Origin of the sequence: Streptomyces sp. JJ36 (assembly GCF_021696945.1) — a bacterium.
Lineage (GTDB): Bacteria > Actinomycetota > Actinomycetes > Streptomycetales > Streptomycetaceae > Streptomyces.
The window spans coordinates 19,889-37,963 of the sequence record NZ_JACYHE010000014.1; the positions used below are offsets into that span (position 1 = coordinate 19,889).

General features: G+C 77.0%; 18 protein-coding genes. 10 read left to right on the forward strand and 8 right to left on the reverse strand.

From position 1 onward, the window contains the following. Window positions 1–483: 483 nt before the first annotated feature. Entirely contained in the window at window positions 484–867 is a 384-nt protein-coding gene (locus HOY81_RS27315) for a cold-shock protein (protein WP_308340967.1), read from the reverse strand. A gap of 222 nt (window positions 868–1,089) precedes the next feature. Here HOY81_RS27315 and HOY81_RS08260 point away from each other — a divergent pair, with 222 nt between their 5' ends. Beyond that, the gene (locus tag HOY81_RS08260; RefSeq protein ID WP_237319580.1) at window positions 1,090–1,329 is read left to right on the forward strand and encodes a hypothetical protein; all 240 of its coding nucleotides are present in this window, start codon (window positions 1,090–1,092) and stop codon (window positions 1,327–1,329) included. A gap of 99 nt (window positions 1,330–1,428) precedes the next feature. Here HOY81_RS08260 and HOY81_RS08265 read toward each other — a convergent pair whose 3' ends face one another. Then, complete coding sequence (locus HOY81_RS08265) at window positions 1,429–2,073, reverse strand: HAD family hydrolase (RefSeq protein ID WP_237319651.1); 645 nt, start codon at window positions 2,071–2,073, stop codon at window positions 1,429–1,431. A 114-nt stretch (window positions 2,074–2,187) separates the two neighbouring features. Here HOY81_RS08265 and HOY81_RS08270 point away from each other — a divergent pair, with 114 nt between their 5' ends. Genes HOY81_RS08270 through HOY81_RS08280 form a run of 3 tightly spaced genes read left to right on the forward strand, consistent with a single transcriptional unit; the run spans window position 2,188 to window position 5,461 of the window. After that, window positions 2,188–3,387, forward strand: a complete 1,200-nt coding sequence (locus tag HOY81_RS08270; RefSeq protein WP_237319581.1) for an iron ABC transporter permease — start codon at window positions 2,188–2,190, stop codon at window positions 3,385–3,387. Next, a complete protein-coding gene (locus HOY81_RS08275) occupies window positions 3,384–4,475 on the forward strand; it encodes an iron chelate uptake ABC transporter family permease subunit (RefSeq protein ID WP_237319582.1) in 1,092 nt (363 codons plus the stop codon). The genes HOY81_RS08270 and HOY81_RS08275 overlap by 4 nt, the downstream gene beginning before the upstream one ends. Next, window positions 4,472–5,461 carry an ABC transporter ATP-binding protein gene (locus HOY81_RS08280; RefSeq protein ID WP_237319583.1) on the forward strand — a complete coding sequence of 330 codons (990 nt, stop codon included), beginning with the start codon at window positions 4,472–4,474 and terminating at the stop codon, window positions 5,459–5,461. The genes HOY81_RS08275 and HOY81_RS08280 overlap by 4 nt, the downstream gene beginning before the upstream one ends. Before the next feature lie 306 nt (window positions 5,462–5,767). Here HOY81_RS08280 and HOY81_RS08285 read toward each other — a convergent pair whose 3' ends face one another. Further along, entirely contained in the window at window positions 5,768–6,937 is a 1,170-nt protein-coding gene (locus HOY81_RS08285) for a hypothetical protein (RefSeq protein WP_237319584.1), read from the reverse strand. 114 nt (window positions 6,938–7,051) lie between these two features. After that, window positions 7,052–7,213, reverse strand: a complete 162-nt coding sequence (locus HOY81_RS08290) for a hypothetical protein (protein ID WP_237319585.1) — start codon at window positions 7,211–7,213, stop codon at window positions 7,052–7,054. A gap of 135 nt (window positions 7,214–7,348) precedes the next feature. On the opposite strand from HOY81_RS08290, the gene HOY81_RS08295 reads away from it, so the two are divergent. Then, complete coding sequence (locus tag HOY81_RS08295) at window positions 7,349–7,699, forward strand: hypothetical protein (RefSeq protein WP_237319586.1); 351 nt, start codon at window positions 7,349–7,351, stop codon at window positions 7,697–7,699. 263 nt (window positions 7,700–7,962) lie between these two features. Beyond that, window positions 7,963–10,707 (forward strand): helicase-associated domain-containing protein, encoded by a 2,745-nt coding sequence (locus tag HOY81_RS08300; protein WP_237319587.1) that lies wholly within the window; start codon window positions 7,963–7,965, stop codon window positions 10,705–10,707. Between the two features lie 198 nt (window positions 10,708–10,905). On the opposite strand, the gene HOY81_RS08305 is transcribed toward HOY81_RS08300, so the two are convergent. Together HOY81_RS08305 and HOY81_RS08310 are read right to left on the reverse strand one after the other, a co-directional pair. Continuing rightward, a complete protein-coding gene (locus HOY81_RS08305; protein WP_237319588.1) occupies window positions 10,906–11,229 on the reverse strand; it encodes a DUF4190 domain-containing protein in 324 nt (107 codons plus the stop codon). Beyond that, a complete protein-coding gene (locus tag HOY81_RS08310) occupies window positions 11,226–11,375 on the reverse strand; it encodes a hypothetical protein (RefSeq protein ID WP_237319660.1) in 150 nt (49 codons plus the stop codon). The genes HOY81_RS08305 and HOY81_RS08310 overlap by 4 nt, the downstream gene beginning before the upstream one ends. Window positions 11,376–11,537: 162 nt before the next feature. Here HOY81_RS08310 and HOY81_RS08315 point away from each other — a divergent pair, with 162 nt between their 5' ends. Both HOY81_RS08315 and HOY81_RS08320 read left to right on the forward strand, forming a co-directional pair. Next, window positions 11,538–12,224, forward strand: coding sequence for a TetR family transcriptional regulator (locus tag HOY81_RS08315; RefSeq protein ID WP_237319589.1), 687 nt, complete (start codon window positions 11,538–11,540; stop codon window positions 12,222–12,224). Window positions 12,225–12,619: 395 nt separating this feature from the next. Beyond that, entirely contained in the window at window positions 12,620–14,266 is a 1,647-nt protein-coding gene (locus tag HOY81_RS08320; RefSeq protein ID WP_237319590.1) for a DNA repair helicase XPB, read from the forward strand. Window positions 14,267–14,362: 96 nt separating this feature from the next. Here HOY81_RS08320 and HOY81_RS08325 read toward each other — a convergent pair whose 3' ends face one another. Continuing rightward, window positions 14,363–14,593 carry a hypothetical protein gene (locus tag HOY81_RS08325; protein ID WP_237319591.1) on the reverse strand — a complete coding sequence of 77 codons (231 nt, stop codon included), beginning with the start codon at window positions 14,591–14,593 and terminating at the stop codon, window positions 14,363–14,365. Window positions 14,594–15,056: 463 nt separating this feature from the next. Here HOY81_RS08325 and HOY81_RS08330 point away from each other — a divergent pair, with 463 nt between their 5' ends. Further along, window positions 15,057–17,099 carry an AAA family ATPase gene (locus HOY81_RS08330; protein ID WP_237319652.1) on the forward strand — a complete coding sequence of 681 codons (2,043 nt, stop codon included), beginning with the start codon at window positions 15,057–15,059 and terminating at the stop codon, window positions 17,097–17,099. 177 nt (window positions 17,100–17,276) lie between these two features. Then, on the forward strand, window positions 17,277–17,654 hold the full coding sequence (locus HOY81_RS08335) for a DUF1330 domain-containing protein (RefSeq protein WP_237319592.1): 378 nt from the start codon (window positions 17,277–17,279) through the stop codon (window positions 17,652–17,654). A 78-nt stretch (window positions 17,655–17,732) separates the two neighbouring features. Here the strand turns inward: HOY81_RS08335 and HOY81_RS08340 are convergent, their stop codons facing one another. Next, window positions 17,733–17,924 carry a hypothetical protein gene (locus HOY81_RS08340; RefSeq protein WP_237319593.1) on the reverse strand — a complete coding sequence of 64 codons (192 nt, stop codon included), beginning with the start codon at window positions 17,922–17,924 and terminating at the stop codon, window positions 17,733–17,735. Between the last annotated feature and the right edge of the window lie 151 nt (window positions 17,925–18,075).

An 18,075-nucleotide genomic window follows, 5' to 3' on the forward strand; every position in this document is an offset into this window, starting at 1 on the left:
ACGGCACTCAGGCGCGAACGAACCCGGATCGGTCGGACTGGATGTACGGATCGGGCAGTGCGGAACTGCGGGACGGCTGGGCGGATCAGAGGCGGACGGCTCTCCTCCGGGCGCCGGGCGCCCGGTGGGCCGTCAGCGGGGCGCGGGTCCCCTCGCCCCCCTGGGAATCGACGCCGCGGCGGCTCTCACCCGGAGGCTTGGGCACCGGCGGAACGGCATCCGCACAGGCGCCGGACTTCGCGGACATTCTCGGTGCTGGCCATGAAGACAAGTCTGGCACGCGGCACTGACAACGCTCACCGCGTTTTCCGGCGGACGGCCGGCCGCCGGACCGGCGCGATCCGCCGGGGCAGCAGGGAAGGCAGCGGCGCGGCACCCCGGCTCCTCGCGACCACCACGAAGACGCCCGTGCGGCACGGTCCCTGAGGGGCCGTGCCGCACGGGCGGCGGGTCGTGGGGGCGGGCGGGCCGACCCCGGGGCGCCTAGACGTCGAGCTGGTCGGCGACCGCGCGCAGCATCCCGGCGATCTTGCGGCCGTGCTGCCGGTCCGGGTAGCGGCCGCGCTCCAGCGACTGCGAGACGCCGTCGAGCAGGGTCGTCAGGTCCTGCACGATGGAGGCCAGCTCGTCCGGCTTGCGCCGCTGCGCCGCCGCGACGGAGGGGGCCGGGTCCAGCAGGGTGACGGAGAGCGCCTGGTCACCGCGCTGCCCGGCGACCACGCCGAACTCGACGCGCTGCCCCGGCTTCAGCGCGTCCACTCCGTCCGGGAGCACGGACGAGTGGACGAAGACGTCACCGCCGTCGTCGCGGGAGAGAAAGCCGAAGCCCTTCTCGCTGTTGAACCATTTGACCTTGCCGGTAGGCACGTCCGTCCTCGTCCTCGTCCTCGTCCGGGCAGGCGGGCCGCCCCCGGAATGACTGTGCTGCTGCGTACGCTGCTGCCCGCCGGGACGGGCCGAACAGGCCCCGGAGAGCAGTCGGGCGGGCCGAGAGACCCGCCACCACCAAGGCTAATGGTCAGCCGTGCGGTGACAAGGTGACTCCGGGCGGTTCCACCGTGGACCTGCTCACCGATCTACCCTTGCCGGGTGAACACTGAAACTCCCCGCACCGGGGATCTCCTCGTCCGGATCGGCGGCGTCGTCTTCGCCGTCGGCGCGCTGGCGACGCTGATCACGGTGGCACCGCTGTTCCTGGGCACGGAGCCGTTCCCGGCTCCCGCGTACTTCGTCTGCATGCTGATGGGCGTCGGCTTCGCGCTGGCCGCCGCCGGCCTGCTGCGGTCCGCCGCCGCCGAGCGCCGCGCCGCCCGCGCGTCCTCCACCTGAGCCACCGGATACGCCTCGGCCACCCGAGCCACCTCCCCCGCGTCGGGCTCCCGGCCGGGCCGGGCGCGGCCCCCGGAAGCGCTCAGCCGCAGCCCGCGCTCACCCGCCCGCCGCCGGTGACGCCAGGTGGCGGGAGAGCCAGCCCGGGAAGGCGGGCAGCCCCGCCTCCAGCACCACCTCCGCCCCGGCCGCCCGCAGCTCCGCAGCGGGACACGGACCGGTCGGCACCGCGACGGAGAGCGCCCCGGCGGCCCTGGCGCCCCGCACGTCGCCGGTGTGGTCGCCCACGTACACCGTCGCGCGGTGCTCCCGCAGCGCCTCCGCCTTGGCCTCCGCCCAGAGCCAGCCGATCACCGCGTCCGGCTCGATCCCGAGGTGGTCGAGGTGGAGCTTGGCGTTCGGCTCGTGCTTGGCGGTGACGACGACGGCACGCCCGCCGGCCTCCTGCACCGCGCGTATCGCCTCCCGGGCCCCGGGCAGGGCCGGGCTGGGGGCGATGGCGATCGAGGGGTAGAGCTCCCGGTACCGCTCGCCGACCACCTCGATGCGCTCCGGCGGGAACCAGTGCGCCAGCTCCACCTCGAGCGGCGGCCCCAGCCGGGTGACGGCCAGGTCGGCGTCGATGGGCACACCGGTCTCCGCGGAGAGCGCCTCGTAGGTCGCCCGGATGCCGGGCCGGGAGTCGATCAGGGTCATGTCGAGGTCGAAGCCGACCGTCATCGCGTGCGCCGCCATGCCGACCATTGTGCCGTGCGGCACCCCGTACACTTAGGCCCGCCTTACCTGCATCGTCCCTGATCACCGTGTGGTACGCACCGAGGTGGTACGCACCGAGCCGCCGCGAGGATGTCCGACGCCATGTCAGCCGCCCCGCCTCCGCCGCCGTCCCCTCCGCCGCGCGGCCCCGCACCCGCCGACGCCCCGGCGGCCGGAGAACGCGACACGGCACCCGGCAGCGGCGACACCGGCACCGGCGGGGCGCTGCGGGCCGGAAGCGTCCTCGGCCCGGGCGGGGTGCGCCGTACGGACGGTGCGGCAGCCCGGGGCGGCGGCCCGCGCCGGAGCCCGGTCGCCCGCCGGCTGGCCTGGGTCTGCGCCGCGCTGGCGGCGCTGGCGCTGGCGGCGCTGCTGAGTCTGGCGCTCGGCAGCCGGCCGATCGCGCCGGGCACCGCCTGGGACGCGCTGCTGCACGGCGGCCCGGGCAACGACGCCGAGGTCATCCGCACCCTCCGCGTCCCGCGCACCCTGATCGGCCTCATGGTGGGGGCCGCGCTGGCCCTGGCCGGGGCGGTGATGCAGGGCCTCACCCGGAACCCGATCGCCGAACCCGGGCTGCTGGGCATCGGCCAGGGCGCGGCGCTGGGCGTGGTGCTGGCGATCGCGTTCGCGGGCGTGCACACCCTCAGCGGCTACGTGTGGTTCGCCTTCGCGGGCGCCGGGACGGCCTCCGTCGCGGTGTACGCGATCGCCGCGCGCGGCCGGGGCGGTGCGACGCCGGTGAAGCTCGCACTGGCCGGCGCCGCCCTCAACGCGCTGCTGGCCTCGGTCGTCGCCGCCGTCCTCACCACCCGGTCCGCGACCCTCGACGAGTACCGCTTCTGGCAGGTCGGCTCGCTCTCCGGACGGTACATGGACGTGGCCGAGCAGGTCTGGCCGTTCCTGCTGGCGGGCCTGGCGCTGGTGGCGTACGTGGCCCGCGGCCTGGACGCGCTGGCCCTCGGCGACGACCTGGCCAAGGGCCTGGGCCAGAACATCGCGGCCGTACGGATCGTCGGCGGGCTCGGCGCCACCGTGCTGACCGGCGCGGGCGTGGCCGCGGCCGGGCCCCTCGCGTTCGTCGGGCTGGCGGTGCCGCACCTGGCCCGGGCGCTGGTCGGCAGCGACCACCGCTGGCTGCTGCCGATGAGCGCGCTGCTGGGCCCGGTGCTGCTGCTGGTCTCCGACATCGTGGGCCGGCTGGTCTTCCCGCCCGGCGAGGTGCCGGCCGGGGTGACGACCGCCCTGATCGGCGTGCCGTTCCTGATCGCGCTGGTGCGCCGGAAGGCGGTGGCGGCGTGACGCTCACCACCGGCACCCGGGCCGGCGACGGACGGCCGCGCACCGCGCCCACCGGGTACACGCCGCTGCGCCGCCGCCGCGCCTCCTTCCTCCTGCACCGGCGGTCCGCGGCCGTCGCGGGCGTCCTCGCGGCGCTGCTCTGGGCGGCTGTGGTGGCGAGCCTCTGCCTGGGCGAGTCGGCCGTCTCCCCGGTGGAGGTGGTCAAGGTGCTGCTGGGACAGCCGTCGGACGCATGGCTGGTGGTGGGCGTGCTGCGGCTGCCCCGGCTGGTCGTCGGGCTGCTGGTGGGCGCCGCGCTCGGGGTCTCCGGGGCGCTGATCCAGACCCTCGCCCGCAACCCGCTGGCCAGTCCGGACATCATCGGCGTGAACCACGGCGCCGCCGCGCTGACCGTCGCCGCGATGACCTTCGGGCTCACCTCCTTCTCCCGGCTTCCGTACGTCTCCGTCGCCGGCGGGATGCTGGCCGCCGCGCTGGTCTACGTCTTCGCCTGGCGCGGCGGCCTCCACGCCACCCGCTTCGTGCTGATCGGGGTGGGCTGCGCCGTCGCGCTGCGCTCGGTCACCCACCTGTTCCTGACCAAGGGCGACCATCTGGTGGCCCAGCAGGCCACCGTCTGGATGACCGGTTCGCTGAACGGCCGCGGCTGGGACCAGGCCGCGCCCCTCGGCTGGGCGCTGCTCGGGCTGCTCCCGCTGGTGCTCTGGTCGGCGTACGCACAGCGCAACGTCACTCTCGACGACGACACCGCGACCGCCCTCGGGGTGCGGCTCGGCCGCAGCCGGCTGCTGCTCGCCTTCACCGGCGTCGCGCTGGCGGCCGTCGCCACCGGCGCCGCCGGGCCCGTCGACTTCGTGGCGCTGCTGGCCCCGCAGGTCGCCCGGCGGCTGACCCGGACGGCGCAGATCCCGCTGCTGTCCTCGGCACTCACCGGGGCCTTCATCGTGGTCCTCGGGGACCTGCTGGCGCGGCGGCTGTTCTCCCCGATCGAGCTGCCGGTCGGGGTGCTGACGGCCGCGGTCGGCGCGCCGTACCTCATCCACCTCATCGTCCGCAGCCGCAGCAGCCGTACGGGAGCCCAGGCATGACAGGCACGCCGCACCGGGACACGCCGCCCCCGACCGCACCACACCGGGACACGCCCTCTCCGAACCGGGACGCCGACGGCACCCGCCTGGCGGCCCGCGACCTGACGCTGGCCTACGAGGACCGCACGGTCGTCGAGGGCCTGGACCTCGCGGTGCCGGACGGGGAGGTCACCGTCGTCGTGGGCCCGAACGCCTGCGGCAAGTCGACCACGCTGCGGGCGCTCGGGCGGCTGCTGAAGCCGCGGAGCGGGGCGGTGCTGCTGGACGGCGAGGAGCTGTCCCGGCTCCCCACCCGCCGGATCGCCCGCGCGGTCGGGCTGCTGCCGCAGTCCCCGCAGGCCCCGGAGGCCATCACCGTCGCCGACCTCGTCTCCCGCGGCCGGCAGCCGCACCAGCGCTGGTGGCAGCAGTGGTCGGAGGCCGACGAGGCCGCGGTCGTGGACGCCATGGACCGCACCGACGTCACCGGGCTGGCGGAACGGCCCGTCGACGAGCTGTCCGGCGGTCAGCGGCAACGGGTGTGGATCGCGATGGCCCTCGCCCAGGAGACGGACCTGCTGCTGCTGGACGAGCCGACGACCTACCTGGACATCGCGCACCAGGTGGAGGTGCTGGACCTGGTGCGGCAGCTCAACCGGGAACGGGGACGCACGGTGGTGATGGTGCTGCACGACCTGAACCAGGCGGCACGCTACGCCGACCACCTGGTGGCCATGAAGGACGGCCGCATCGCCGCCCAGGGGCGCCCCGGGGACGTGGTGACCGCCGAGCTGGTACGGGAGGTGTTCGGGCTGGAGTCGGTGGTGGTGCCGGACCCGGTGACCGGCAGCCCCCTCGTCGTCCCCGGCGCACCCTGGGGGGCGGGCACCGTCCCGGGGCAGGGGCGGGGAACGGTGCCCGGGCAGGCGCCCGTGGACGGCCGGAAGCAGGAACCGGGGCAGCGGACGGGGCTCGACGACCCGCGGCAGCGACAGCGCGCGTCCTGAGGGACGGGCTCGCTCGGGACGGGACCCGGAGGCGGTGCGACGGCGTCCCGGGTGGCGGGACCCAAGCCTCACCGTCGGCCGGCGGGCGTCGTCGCGGTGCAGCGGTGCAGCGGTGCGACGGCATCCGCCGGAGGGGCGCAGCCTCGCCGCCGCCCGGCGGGCCGTGGCCGGCAACGCACCCGCCACCACCCCAACCGCCCAGGCACCAACCGCCCAGGCCCCAGCCGCCCAGGCACCGGCCGCCACCCGCACCGGCCGCCCAGGCACCCCCCACCCGCACCGACCGCCAGCCGCAGCGGGACCGCGTCACCCCGTGCGGCGGCGGGCGCGCCAGAGCAGGAAGAGCGCGCTGGCGACCGCGGCCACGCGCAGGGCCACCGGCCACGCCTCCTCGAGCGCGGCCCGCAGGGCCTGCTCCCCCTCGGCGAGGGGTGGGTCCCAGCGGCCCTCACCGCGACCCCAGAGCCATACCCCTCCCCCGGCCGCCGTGAGGCCGGGCATGCCGAGGGTGGCCCACTTCGCCTCGTTCCGGGACAGCCGCGGCGACCACCAGGAGCCGAGCCATCCCAGGCCGAGGGGAATCAGGGAGCCCATGACCGCGCCGGTCACGAGCAGTGCGGCGGAGGCCAGTTCGACGATGCCGCCGGCTGCCGGACCGGCGCCCCCGCCTGCCCTCCGCCGCAGCAGCTTGCCCAGCGACGGCCGCCGCCCGGCCTTGCCGGCCGCTGTCCCCTCGTCCGCCTTCTCCACCGGCACCGCGGTGCCGCCCGCAACGGCGCCGGCGGCGGCACCCGTACGCGCAGCCGCACCCGCCGCGGCGTCCTCGCCGTCCCCCGGCGGCGGCTTGAGTACCTCCGGGATCTCGATGCCGCCCACGAAGCCCGGTACGAGGTCGCTGCCGGGCCGGCGGCCCGCCATGCGGCCCCCGCCGTCCCCGTACGGCGTCGGGTCGACCCGCCACCAGTCCGGGTCGCTCTCGTCAGGCCCGAGTTCGTCGATGCCCGCCAAATGCGGCGGGGAGGCCCCGGCGGGCGGGCGCGGCGCCTCCGGCGCCGGGGCGCGCTCGGCCTTGCGCATCTGCGGCAGCCGCGGCACCCGCGGCCGGGGGCGCGCCGCCCCCTCCCGGGACGCCGTCCCGCCGGCGGCAGGTGCCGCACCACCGAAGGAGCGCCGCTCGCGCGCGGGTTCGCCGCCTCCGGCCGCCGCGCCGTCCTCGCCCGCCGCGCGCGGCTCCGGTACGCCGGTGCCGCCGGCCGCGGCGGCCACCAGTTCCGCGGGGTCGCCGATGCGGGTGAGGATCTTGCGTACGGCAGCCTTGCTCTGCGCCCCGCCCTCGGCGGCGCGCATGCGGTCGATCTCGCCGCGCAACCCGGTGACCAGCCGGGCGCGTTCGGCAGCGGTCATCGACGTGCCGTGCGCCAGATCGCCGACCCGGCTCAGATAGTCGTATACGAGCTGGTCGCTCTCGATCCCCACCGATTCCCCAACGCCGTACTACTCGTGACGCCTCGTCCACCCTGACGGTACCGCGCACCGGGCCTTCCGCGCGCGAGGCGCGTGCGACCGGGCGGTGTACGCGCCCGCGCGCCGTCAGGCCTCCCCTGGGCCCGCATCACGGCCCCCGTCGGCGCAGGATTCCGTCCGCGTGCGGGTCAGCACCCGGGTGACCGTGCCGTCGTCCTCGACCCGGTCGCGTACGGCGGTAGTCGAGCCGCCGAGCAGCCGCAGCGAGGCGGCGTTCCCGGAGGCCACGGTGGCGTGCCCCGCGTGCCGCCTCCGTGGGCCCCATTCCTCTGTGACCGGCGTCACATGACGTCGCGTCATACGGCGACCGCTGCCGCGGCGTGTACGGGCGGAACGTACACCCGACTCACGGGAGTCCTCATCATGCGCAAGAGTCTGCTGGCGACCGTCGCGGCCGTCGCCTCCGCCGCGTTCACGCTGGGCGCCGGGCCGGCGTCGGCGGCGGAGACCGGAGCCGCCTCCCCGGCACGCGCCCAGGGCGTCGCCTGCTCCACGGGCGTGCACGCGGTCGACCCGCTGACCGGCTTCGCGAGCTGCAGCAACCACACCGGCGGTCCGGTCGAGTTCCGGGTGGAGCTGGTGTGCGGCTGGGCGCCGGACGTCGAGGGTGCCTGGGTCCGCCTGGAGCCGGGCGAGGGCAGCCAGTCCATCGCCCACTGCGCCGCCTACAGCAGCGGCATCGGCGAGGTGCGGGCGGTGCACCGCCCGGCCTGAGCCCGCACGGCGCGGCGGCCGGCCACCCGCCCGCGGGCTCCGCGGACGGGACCGCCGGCCGCCGACCCCCGGCACCTCCGGGCCCGGCCCGCCCCGGCACCTCCGACCCCGGCCCGCCCCAGGGCGCCGCCCGACGGCGCCCTGGGGCGCCGCGCACGCTCGTGTGCGGCGTACGGCGGGGGAGCGCGGCCCCGGCCCCGCGGGGCCGGGGCCGCCGTGTGCGCCGGGCCGGGCCCGGCGGGCACGGCGCTAACGTGGGACGGATGAGCCCTGAGCAGCCCGCGGCCGGAACCCCGCCCCGTACGCTCGCCGACGAGCTCCGCGCACGCGACGACGCGGAGCTCGCCGCGCTGCTCCGTGCCCGGCCCGACCTGCTCTCCCCGGTGCCGGGCGACCTGACCCAGCTCGCCACCCGCGCGGGCACCCGGGCCTCCGTGGTGCGGGCCGTGGAGCGGCTGGACCGGTTCGCGTTGCAGACCGCGGAGGCGCTGGCGGTGGCGCCCGAGCCGTGCTCGCGGGAGGTGCTGCGCGCGCTGCTGACCGGGGACGCCCCCGCTCCGGAGGACGCCGCCGCGGTGGACGCGCGGCTCCCGGTCGCGCTGCGCGTGCTCCGCGCCCGGGCGCTGCTGTGGGGCGGGGACGACCGGCTCCGGCTGGTCCGCACGGCGCAGGCGCTGCTCGCGCCGAGCGCGGCCCGGCCGTCCCCGACCGGTCTGGGGCCGACGCTCGCCGAGGCCACGTCCGGGATCTCGCCCGGCGCCTGGCAGGAGCTGCTGGCGGCCAACGGCCTGCCGCCCACCCACGATCCCGTGAGCGCCCTGGAGTCGCTGCGGGCGCTCTTCACCGACCCCGCGCGGATGGCGGAGGTGCTGGCCGCGGCGCCCGAGGAGAGCCGGGCGGTGCTGGCCCGGCTGGAATGGGGCCCGCCGTACGGCACCGTGGACCGCCACGCGCCCGCGCCGCCGATCGCCTGGCTGCTGGAGCGCGGCCTGCTGGTGCCCTCCGGCGAGCGCACCGTGGTGCTGCCCCGGGAGGTGGCGCTGCGGCTGCGCAGGGGCCGCGCGCACCGCACCCCCGAGCCGCTGCCGCCGCAGGTCCGGGCGGCCCGGGTACATGCGGCGAAGCTGGTGGACGGTACGGCGGCGGGGCAGGCGTTCGCGGCGCTGGCGACCGTCGAGGAGCTGCTCGGCGGGTGGGAGGCGGACCCGCCGTCGGTGCTGCGCGCGGGCGGCCTGGGCGTACGGGACCTCAAGCGGACGGCGGTCGCGCTGGACCTGCCGGAGCCGGTCGCGGCGTTCTGGATCGAGCTGGCCTTCGCGGCCGGGCTGCTCGCCTCGGACGGCGAGACGGCCGAGAGCTACGCCCCCACGCCCGCCTACGACGGGTGGCGGGACGCCGCGCCCGAGGAGCGCTGGGCGACGCTGGTGGCCGCCTGGCTCTCGGCGACCCGGGTGCCGGGGCTGGTCGGCGAGCGGGACGCGAAGGGCCGCGGCCTGGCCGCGCTCGGGCCGGGCCTGGACCGGGGGCTCGCCCCGGACGTACGGCACCGGGTGCTGGCACTGCTCGCCGGGCTGGAGCCGGGTGCCGCGCCGGAGGCGGAGACGGTGTCTGCGCGCCTGGAGTGGGAGCGGCCGCTGCGCGGGGCGGCACCGGGCACGTCCGGCGCCCGGGCCGGTGCGGGCACGTCCGGCGCCCGGGCCGGTGCGGGCCCGGACGGCTCCGGGGCCGGGGACGGACCCGCGGCCGGGGCACGCGGCCCCGCGGGCCGGGCGGGTCCCGGCGGGCGGCGGGACGCGGTTTCCGGGGAGGGCGAGGCGCTGCGGTCGCGGCTGGCGCGCTGGGCGCTGGAGGAGGCGGAGCTGCTCGGGCTCACCGGCCGGGGCGCCCTGGCCGGCTTCGCCCGGGTTCTGGTGCCCGGTGCGGCGCCCGGCGGCCCCGGGGCGGACGGACCGCCCGGCCCGCCGCCGGACGGCGCGGCCCCGGCGGGCAGTGAGGCCCCGGCGGACGGCGGCACGGCCCCGGTGTGGGGCCGGACGTTGCCGCGCGCCGAGGAGACGGCGGCCGTGGAGGAGGCCGCGCGCGGCCTGGCGCCGCTGCTGCCCGAGCCGCTGGACCACGTGCTGCTGCAGGCGGACCTCACCGCGGTCGCGCCGGGGCCGCTGGAACGGGAGCTGGGCGCGGCCCTGGACGTGCTCGCCGAGGTGGAGTCGAAGGGCGGCGCCACGGTCTACCGCTTCACTCCCGCCTCGGTGCGCCGGGCGCTGGACGCGGGCCGTACGGCGGCCGAGATCCACGCCTTCCTCGCCGCGCACTCGCGGACGCCCGTGCCGCAGCCGCTCGGCTATCTGGTGGACGACGTGGCGCGGCGGCACGGCCGGCTGCGGGTGGGCGCCGTCTCGTCCTACGTCCGGTGCGAGGACGGCGCGCTGCTGGCGGAGATCACGGCGGACCGGCGGTCGGCGCCGCTGCGGCTGCGGCTGCTGGCACCGACGGTGCTGGCCTCGCCGGCGCCGCCGGAGGAGCTGCTCGCGCGGCTGCGGGAGATGGGGTACGCGCCGGCCGCCGAGTCCGCGGAGGGTGACGTGGTGGTGGCCCGCCCGGAGGCCCGGCGCACCCCGCCGCGTACGCCGCCGGAGCCGGTTCCGGACGGCCCACCCGTGCCGGACGCGACCCTGCTGGCGGCGGCCGTACGGGCCGTACGGGCCGGCGATCACGCGGCGACCGCGGCGCACAAGCCGGCGGTCCGCACGGCGGGCGCCCGCGCCCCGGAGGGCGCGCCGCCGCGCACCACCTCCGCGGACACCATCGCGACCATGCAGTCCGCGGTGCTCACGGGGGCGGCGCTGTGGATCGGCTATGTCAACGCGGACGGTGCGGCCAGCCAGCGGGTGATCGCGCCGGTGCGGGTGGAGGGCGGCTTCGTGACGGCGTACGACCACACCGCGGACGAGGTGCGCACCTACCCCCTGCACCGCATCACGGGCGTCGCGGAGCTGGCCGAGGAGTGAGGGGGCTCCCCGGGGCGGCGCCCGGCGCGGCGGCGGGGCGGCGGCACGGCCGCGCAGCACGGGCCCGGCAACGGCGTGGCGCCTGCGGTGCGGCGGCGGCGCGGCGCAGGAGGTGCGCCTGCGGCGCGGCGCCACGGCACAGCGCCGCCGGTCCGTCCGTGGAGAGCGCCCGGCGAGAACACCGGCTCCCGCGTGCGGTCAGCCGGAGAGGTTCCAGCTCACCGTGCCGTTGGCGGTGACCAGTGTGGCCAGCACCACCAGGTCGGCGACGCCGAGGCCGAGACCGGCCAGGGCCCGGCCGCGGCGGCGGGTGCCGCGGTGCAGCGCGAGACCGGCGAGCACGACGGCCAGCGGCCCGAGGACGATGTTGAAGACCAGCAGGCCGGTCAGCCCGAGGACGAAGGAGGCGACGGCCATGCCGTCGGTGTTCCGCCGGGCGGCGGCGGGCTCGCGGGCCGGGCCCGGGGTGCCGGTGCCGCCGGAGGCCCGGCCGGTGCCGGGGGCGGAGACGGTGGTGCTCACCGGGCACCTCCCCTGGTACGCCTGCGTTCACGGATGGCGAAGATCACCAGCCATCCCCCGATGACGGCGCCGGCGGCGAGGGACACCGGCGGCGGCGTGTGCGCGGCGGCGCCCACCAGCACCCCCAGCAGGAGGAAGGCTGCCACGAGGAAGATCATCTGATGCCTTTCGGAGAGGTCGGCGATCGGATGCGGTCCGGGGTCCGGCCTCCGCTCGGGCCGAACTTCAGTGAACAGTTGTAGTGACACGTGTTCACTGACTTCAGAATACCCTTGGAACGTTCGGCGAACACGTGTTAACTGAATGATGTGAGCCACACGCGAGACCTGTCCGGAAGCCGCCCCGCCGAGGGCGGCCGCGGCACCCGGCAGGAGCAGAAGGAACGCACCCGGCGCGCACTGCTCGCGGCCGCACTGCGGCGGCTGGAGGAGCAGAGCCTGAGCAGCCTCAGCGTCCGCGAGGTCACCCGGGCCGTCGGTATCGCCCCGGCCGCCTTCTACCGGCACTTCCGGGACATGAGCGACCTCGGCGTCGCACTCGTCGAGGAGGCGCTGGGCGGCCTGCACACCGTCGTGCGGCGCATCCTGACCGAGCTGGACGACTCCACCGCGCGGATAGACCGGGCCGTCGAACTGATCGCCGGGCACGTCCGCGCGCACCCCGCGCACATCCGCTTCCTCGCCCGTGAACGGCACGGGGGCGTACGGGCGGTGCGGCAGGCCATCGCCGCCGAGCTGGACCGGTTCGCGGACGAGGTCGCCGGGGCGCTCGGCGGGGACGCCGCCCGCGCGCAGTGGAGCCCCGAGGAGCTGCGGATGCTGGCCGAGCTGTACGTCGACCACATGGTGATGACGGCCAGCGCGCTGCTGGTCGCCGCGGAGGGCGAGGGACGCGACGAGGCCGGCACGGCCCGCGCCGCCCGCCGCCAGCTCCGGCTGATCAGCCTGGGCAGCGAGCACTACCGCCCGGAGGGCGGTGCTTCCGGCGGGGCGTGACGGTCGCGCCCGGCCCCGCCTGCCGGCGGCACCGGCGTGGACGGAACCGCCCGGCCGCCGCACGCCTGACACGCGGAGACCCGGGCCGGGGCGTTCCGCCGGGGACGGCGTGCCAGGGCCCGCGGTCCGGCCGACCGGTCCGCGTGGGCTGCGGGCCCCGGCTCCCGGGCCGCCCCCGCATGCCGGCGCCACCCCATGCCGGCCCGGCCCGCCCGCGTGCCGCCGCCGCGCGGGCACGGGCTGACGGGCCCCGCCGCCGTTCTCGGCCCCTGGTGCAGGAGCCCCGGCGGCGAGCCGCTCCCCGGCGCCGAGGCGGGGCCCCGGCGCCGAGGGTGCACCATGGAGTGCGGCGCCCGGCCCGCCGCCGCTCCCCGAACCGCGCCGTGGAGGTACGCGTGTCCTGCCTGATCGTGCAGAGCGACAAGACGCTGCTGCTGGAGGTCGACCACGAGCAGGCCGACGCCTGCCGCAGCGCGATCGCCCCGTTCGCCGAGCTGGAGCGGGCCCCCGAGCACATCCACACCTACCGCGTCACCCCACTCGGCCTGTGGAACGCCCGGGCCGCCGGGCACGACGCCGAGCAGGTCGTGGACGCCCTGGTGACGTACTCCCGCTACCCGGTGCCGCACGCGCTGCTGGTGGACATCGCCGAGACGATGTCCCGCTACGGCCGGCTCCGGCTCGTCAAGCACCCCGCACACGGCCTGGTCCTGGAGTCCAGCGACCGGCCGGTGCTGGAGGAGGTGCTGCGCTCCAAGCGCGTCCAGCCGCTGGTGGGGGCGCGGATCGGCGAGGACGCCGTGATCGTGCACCCGTCGGAGCGCGGACAGATCAAGCAGATGCTGCTGAAGCTGGGCTGGCCCGCAGAGGACCTCGCCGGATACGTCGACGGCGAGGCGCACCCGATGGAGCTGGCGGAGGACGACTGGGCGCTGCGCCCGTACCAGCGGCAGGCGGTGGAGGGCTTCTGGCACGGCGGCTCCGGCGTGGTGGTGCTGCCCTGCGGCGCGGGCAAGACCCTGGTCGGCGCCGGGGCGATGGCCCGGGCCCAGGCGACCACGCTGATCCTGGTGACCAACACCGTCTCCGCCCGGCAGTGGAAGCACGAGCTGGTGCGCCGCACCTCGCTCACCGAGGACGAGATCGGCGAGTACAGCGGCACGAGGAAGGAGATCCGCCCGGTCACCATCGCCACGTACCAGGTGCTGACGACCAGGCGGAAGGGCGTCTACCCGCACCTGGAGCTGTTCGACTCCCGGGACTGGGGGCTGATCGTCTACGACGAGGTGCATCTGCTGCCCGCCCCGGTGTTCAAGTTCACCGCCGACCTCCAGGCCCGGCGGCGGCTGGGCCTGACGGCGACGCTGGTGCGGGAGGACGGGCGGGAGTCGGACGTGTTCTCGCTGATCGGCCCGAAGCGCTTCGACGCGCCGTGGAAGGAGATCGAGGCGCAGGGGTACATCGCGCCGGCCGACTGCGTGGAGGTGCGGGTCGACCTCACCGACGGGGAGCGGCTGGCGTACGCGACCGCGGAGACCGAGGAGAAGTACCGCTTCTGCGCCACCACCGACTCCAAGCGGCGGGTGACCGAGTCGCTGGTGCGGCGGCACGAGGGTCAGCAGACGCTGGTGATCGGGCAGTACATCGACCAGCTCGACGAGCTGGGCGAGGACCTCGGGGCGCCGGTGATCAAGGGCGACACCACCAACGCCCGGCGGGAGAAGCTCTTCGAGGCGTTCCGGCAGGGGGAACTGAACGTGCTGGTCGTCTCCAAGGTCGCCAACTTCTCCATCGACCTGCCGGAGGCGACGGTCGCCATCCAGGTGTCGGGCACCTTCGGCTCCCGGCAGGAGGAGGCGCAGCGGCTCGGACGGGTGCTGCGGCCCAAGGCGGACGGGCACCCGGCGATCTTCTACTCGGTGGTCGCCCGGGACACCGTCGACCAGGACTTCGCCGCGCACCGGCAGCGCTTCCTGGCCGAGCAGGGGTACGCCTACCGCATCGTCGACGCGACGGAGCTGCTGGCCGGCGACGACGTCTGAGCCACCCGGGGCGACGGCCGCCCGTACGGCCACCGGGCACCCGCGTACCGCTCCCCGGCCGGCCCCGCGGGCCCCGCCGGGGAGTCCGTCTCCCCCTCAGGCCCGCCGGGGCCCCGGCGCCGGGTGCGTCGGCACGTCGTACTCCCCGAGCACGACGACGTCAAAGGCCGTCCCGGCGAAGACCCGGACCGCCCGGAGCGCGTCCCCGAACGGGTGCCGGAGGAGGTGGCGGTGCGCGTGCCCGGGACCGTCCGGGGCGAGGGCCGTGGCCCCGTGGCCCGGTCGCCGTCCCGGCCCCGTGGCGTCCCGCCGCGGTGCGGTGCTCATGCCTCCAGCATCCGTCCCGGCTCCGGCTTCCGGAATCGGTCTCAGGGACGAGACGCGCAGGTCGCGCCGTCTTCCCACGGGCGGGCGGGGGCTGCCGGAAAACCGGTGGCGCGCGCCCGGCCGCCCGGTTAGCATCGCGCGTCTGCCACCCCCGGCTCCGGGGGGACCCCGGCCGCTCGGAAACCGGCCGGCGACCCGCACACCCGTCGCCGCACGCCCCGCGCCGCGCCCGGCGCGCACGGCGTGCGGCCGCCGTGCGCGCGTACGCCCCCCGTGGCCGCCCTCCGAGCGGCGCCGCCGCGTCCCGGGACGCGCACGTACGGCGCCCGACCCCGCCGGAGGCCGCACCGTGCCCGCGCACACCCCCGCACCCGACACCCCCGACGCGCCGCCCGCCTCTCCGCCCCCGCCCGGCACCGCGGAGGACGCCCACGACCCGCCGGACACGGCCGGCACGGGCCCGCTGGAGCGCGAACGCGCCCACCTCGCCGCCTCCCGCGCGGCGCTGCGCGCCATGCGGGCCGACGCCGAGGCACTGGACATCGGCGACGTCACCGCGAACTGGGTCAACGCCGAGGTGCTGCGCGGCAACCTGGCGCGGCGCATCGCCGCCCTCGCGGACCTCGACCACGCCCCGCTGTTCTTCGGCCGCCTCGACTACCTCCGCCACGAGGCCGGCCGCCGCTTCTACATCGGCCGCCGCCACGTCCACGACACCGAGGGCGAACCGATGGTGGTGGACTGGCGCGCCCCGGTCTCCCGGCCCTTCTACCGCGCCACCCGCCAGGACCCCCTGAATGTCGCGCTGCGCCGCCGGTTCGGCTGGACCGGCGGCGAGCTGACCGCGTACGAGGACGAGCGGCTGTCCGACCCGGACGCGGAGGACCGGGCCGGCGCGCTGCTCCGCCGGGAGATCGAACGGCCCCGCGTCGGCCCGATGCGGGACATCGTGGCGACCATCCAGCCCGAACAGGACGCCCTGGTCCGGGCGGCCGTCGAGGGCACGGTGTGCGTACAGGGCGCGCCCGGCACCGGGAAGACGGCCGTCGGCCTGCACCGGGTGGCGTACCTGCTCTACACCCACCGCGAGCGGCTGGCCCGCACCGGCACCCTGGTGCTCGGCCCCAACCGCTCCTTCCTGCACTACATCGAGCAGGTGCTGCCCGCCCTCGGCGAGCTGGACGTGCGGCAGTCCACCCTGCACGAACTGGTCGCGGACCGGGTGCCGGTACGCGGCACGGACACCCCGGAGGCGGCCCGGATCAAGGGCGACGCCCGCATGGCCCGGGTACTGCGCCGGGCGGTCCGCTCCGGGGTGCGGATGCCGGAGGAGCCGTGCGTGGTGGTGCGCGGCTCACGCCGCTGGCGGGTTCCGGCGTACGAGATCGAGGAGATCGTCCGCGAGCTGCTCGACCGCGACATGCGGTACGGCGCCGCGCGGGAGGCGCTGCCGCAGCGGATCGCGCACGCGGTGCTGGTGCGCATGGAGCGGGCCGGCGAGGCACCCGACGACCGGGTGCAGGACGCGGTCGCGCGGAACGCGGCGGTGAAGGCGCTGGTGAAGCAGGTGTGGCCGGTCGTCGACCCGGCGAAGCTGGTGCTCCGGCTGCTCTCCGACGCGGACTTCCTCGCCGTGCAGGCCGACGGGCTGCTCACCGCCGAGGAGCAGCGGGCGGTCCGCTGGGAGCGGCCGCCGCGCGGGGTGCGTTCCGCGCGCTGGTCGGCGGCGGACGCGGTGCTGGTGGACGAGGCCGCCGACCTGGTCGCCCGTACGCCCTCGCTGGGGCATGTGGTGCTGGACGAGGCGCAGGACCTCTCCCCCATGCAGTACCGGGCGGTGGGGCGCCGCTGCTCCACCGGATCGGCGACGGTCCTGGGCGACCTGGCACAGGGCACCACGCCCTGGGCGACGGCGAGCTGGGAGGAGGCGCTGGGCCACCTGGGCAAGCCGGACGCCGCGGTCGAGGAGCTGACGCAGGGCTTCCGGGTGCCGCGCGAGGTCATCGCCTACGCCTCCCGGCTGCTGCCCGCCATCGCCCCGGGGCTGTCCCCGGCGGGCTCCGTCCGGGAGGCGCCGGGCTCGCTGGCGGTCCGTACGGCCGCCCCCGGGGAGCTGACCGGCGCGGTGGTGACGGCCTGCCGGGCGGCGCTGGAGCGGGAGGGCTCGGTCGGGCTGATCGCCGCCGGGCCGCGGCTGCCCGAACTGGCCGCCGCCCTGACCGCGGCAGGGCTGACGCCGCTGGAGCCCGCGGAGGAGACCACCGCGGAATCCCGCCTGACCCTGGTGCCGGCGGCCCTGGCGAAGGGCCTGGAGTACGACCACGTGGTGCTGGACGAGCCGGCCGCCGTGGTCGCCGCGGAGCCGGATGCGCGTACGGGGCTGCGCCGGCTGTACGTCTGTCTGACCCGCGCGGTGTCGGGGCTGACGGTGCTGCACGCGGCGCCGCTGCCGGCGGAGCTGGCGACGGAGAGGGCGGTGCGAGCGGAGGCCGAGGAGGTGTCGTAGCCGGGGCGCCCGGGCCGGGCGGCCGGCGGGGGTGCGGCCGCCGCCGGGCGCGGGGCTTGACGCGGTGTCTAGGATGCAGGCGGGCACGTAAAAGCAAGCGCTTGGTCATCTGCTTGGTCCTGCCAGGCGGCATGGCGCACCGGCACACCGGGACGGACGGACGAGGAGTCGATCGAGATGGCAGTGGACCCGCGCGGCGCTGATCTGAAGCGGTATCTGGCCGAGGACCCCGGCGGACCCGTCGTGATGCTCAACCTGCTGCGCTTCCGCGAGGGCGGCCGCGACTCCTACCGGCGCTACGCCGCCGAACTCGACGCCACCTTCCTCCCGCGCTACGGCGGCAAGGTCCTCTACGCCGGCACCGGCTCCACCCCGCTGGTCGCCGAGGAGGGGCAGGACTGGGACGCGGTCCTGCTGGTGCGCTACCCGAGCCGCGAGGCGTTCAGCCGGATGGTCGCCGACCCCGAATACCAGGAGGTCACGCGGCTGCGCACGGAGGCCCTGCATGAGGCCGTCCTCCAGCCCACCGAGCCCTGGAACCCCACCGAGGGCTGACCGCGGGCCGCCCGCGGCGGAGCTCCTACCGGCCCGGGGCTGCGTCCCGACCGGGCCCGCCGCGGCCCGGGGCCCGCGCTACAGTCCGCGGGCGTACGACGCCCGGTGGCTCCGGACCGAGGCGGCTGCCCGGTCCCGGGCCGCCGCCTCGGTCCGGAGCCGCTCCGTGATCTTCTCGCTGCCTCCGCGCCGCCGGTCCCTGCGGACGTCGAGCGCGACCATGACGAACAGCGGCAGCATCAGCACACCCACCACGGCGAGGAACACCATCACGCCTCCCGGTATCGGTGATCCCGTGACTCCATAGCGTGCCCGGCAGGGTGCCCGCCGCGCCTCTGTACGATCCGGCAACGTCACCCGGCCTCTCGCTGCCGGGACGCGCACGGCGGAACGCGCCGCCGGACGCCGATGCCGGGTCCGT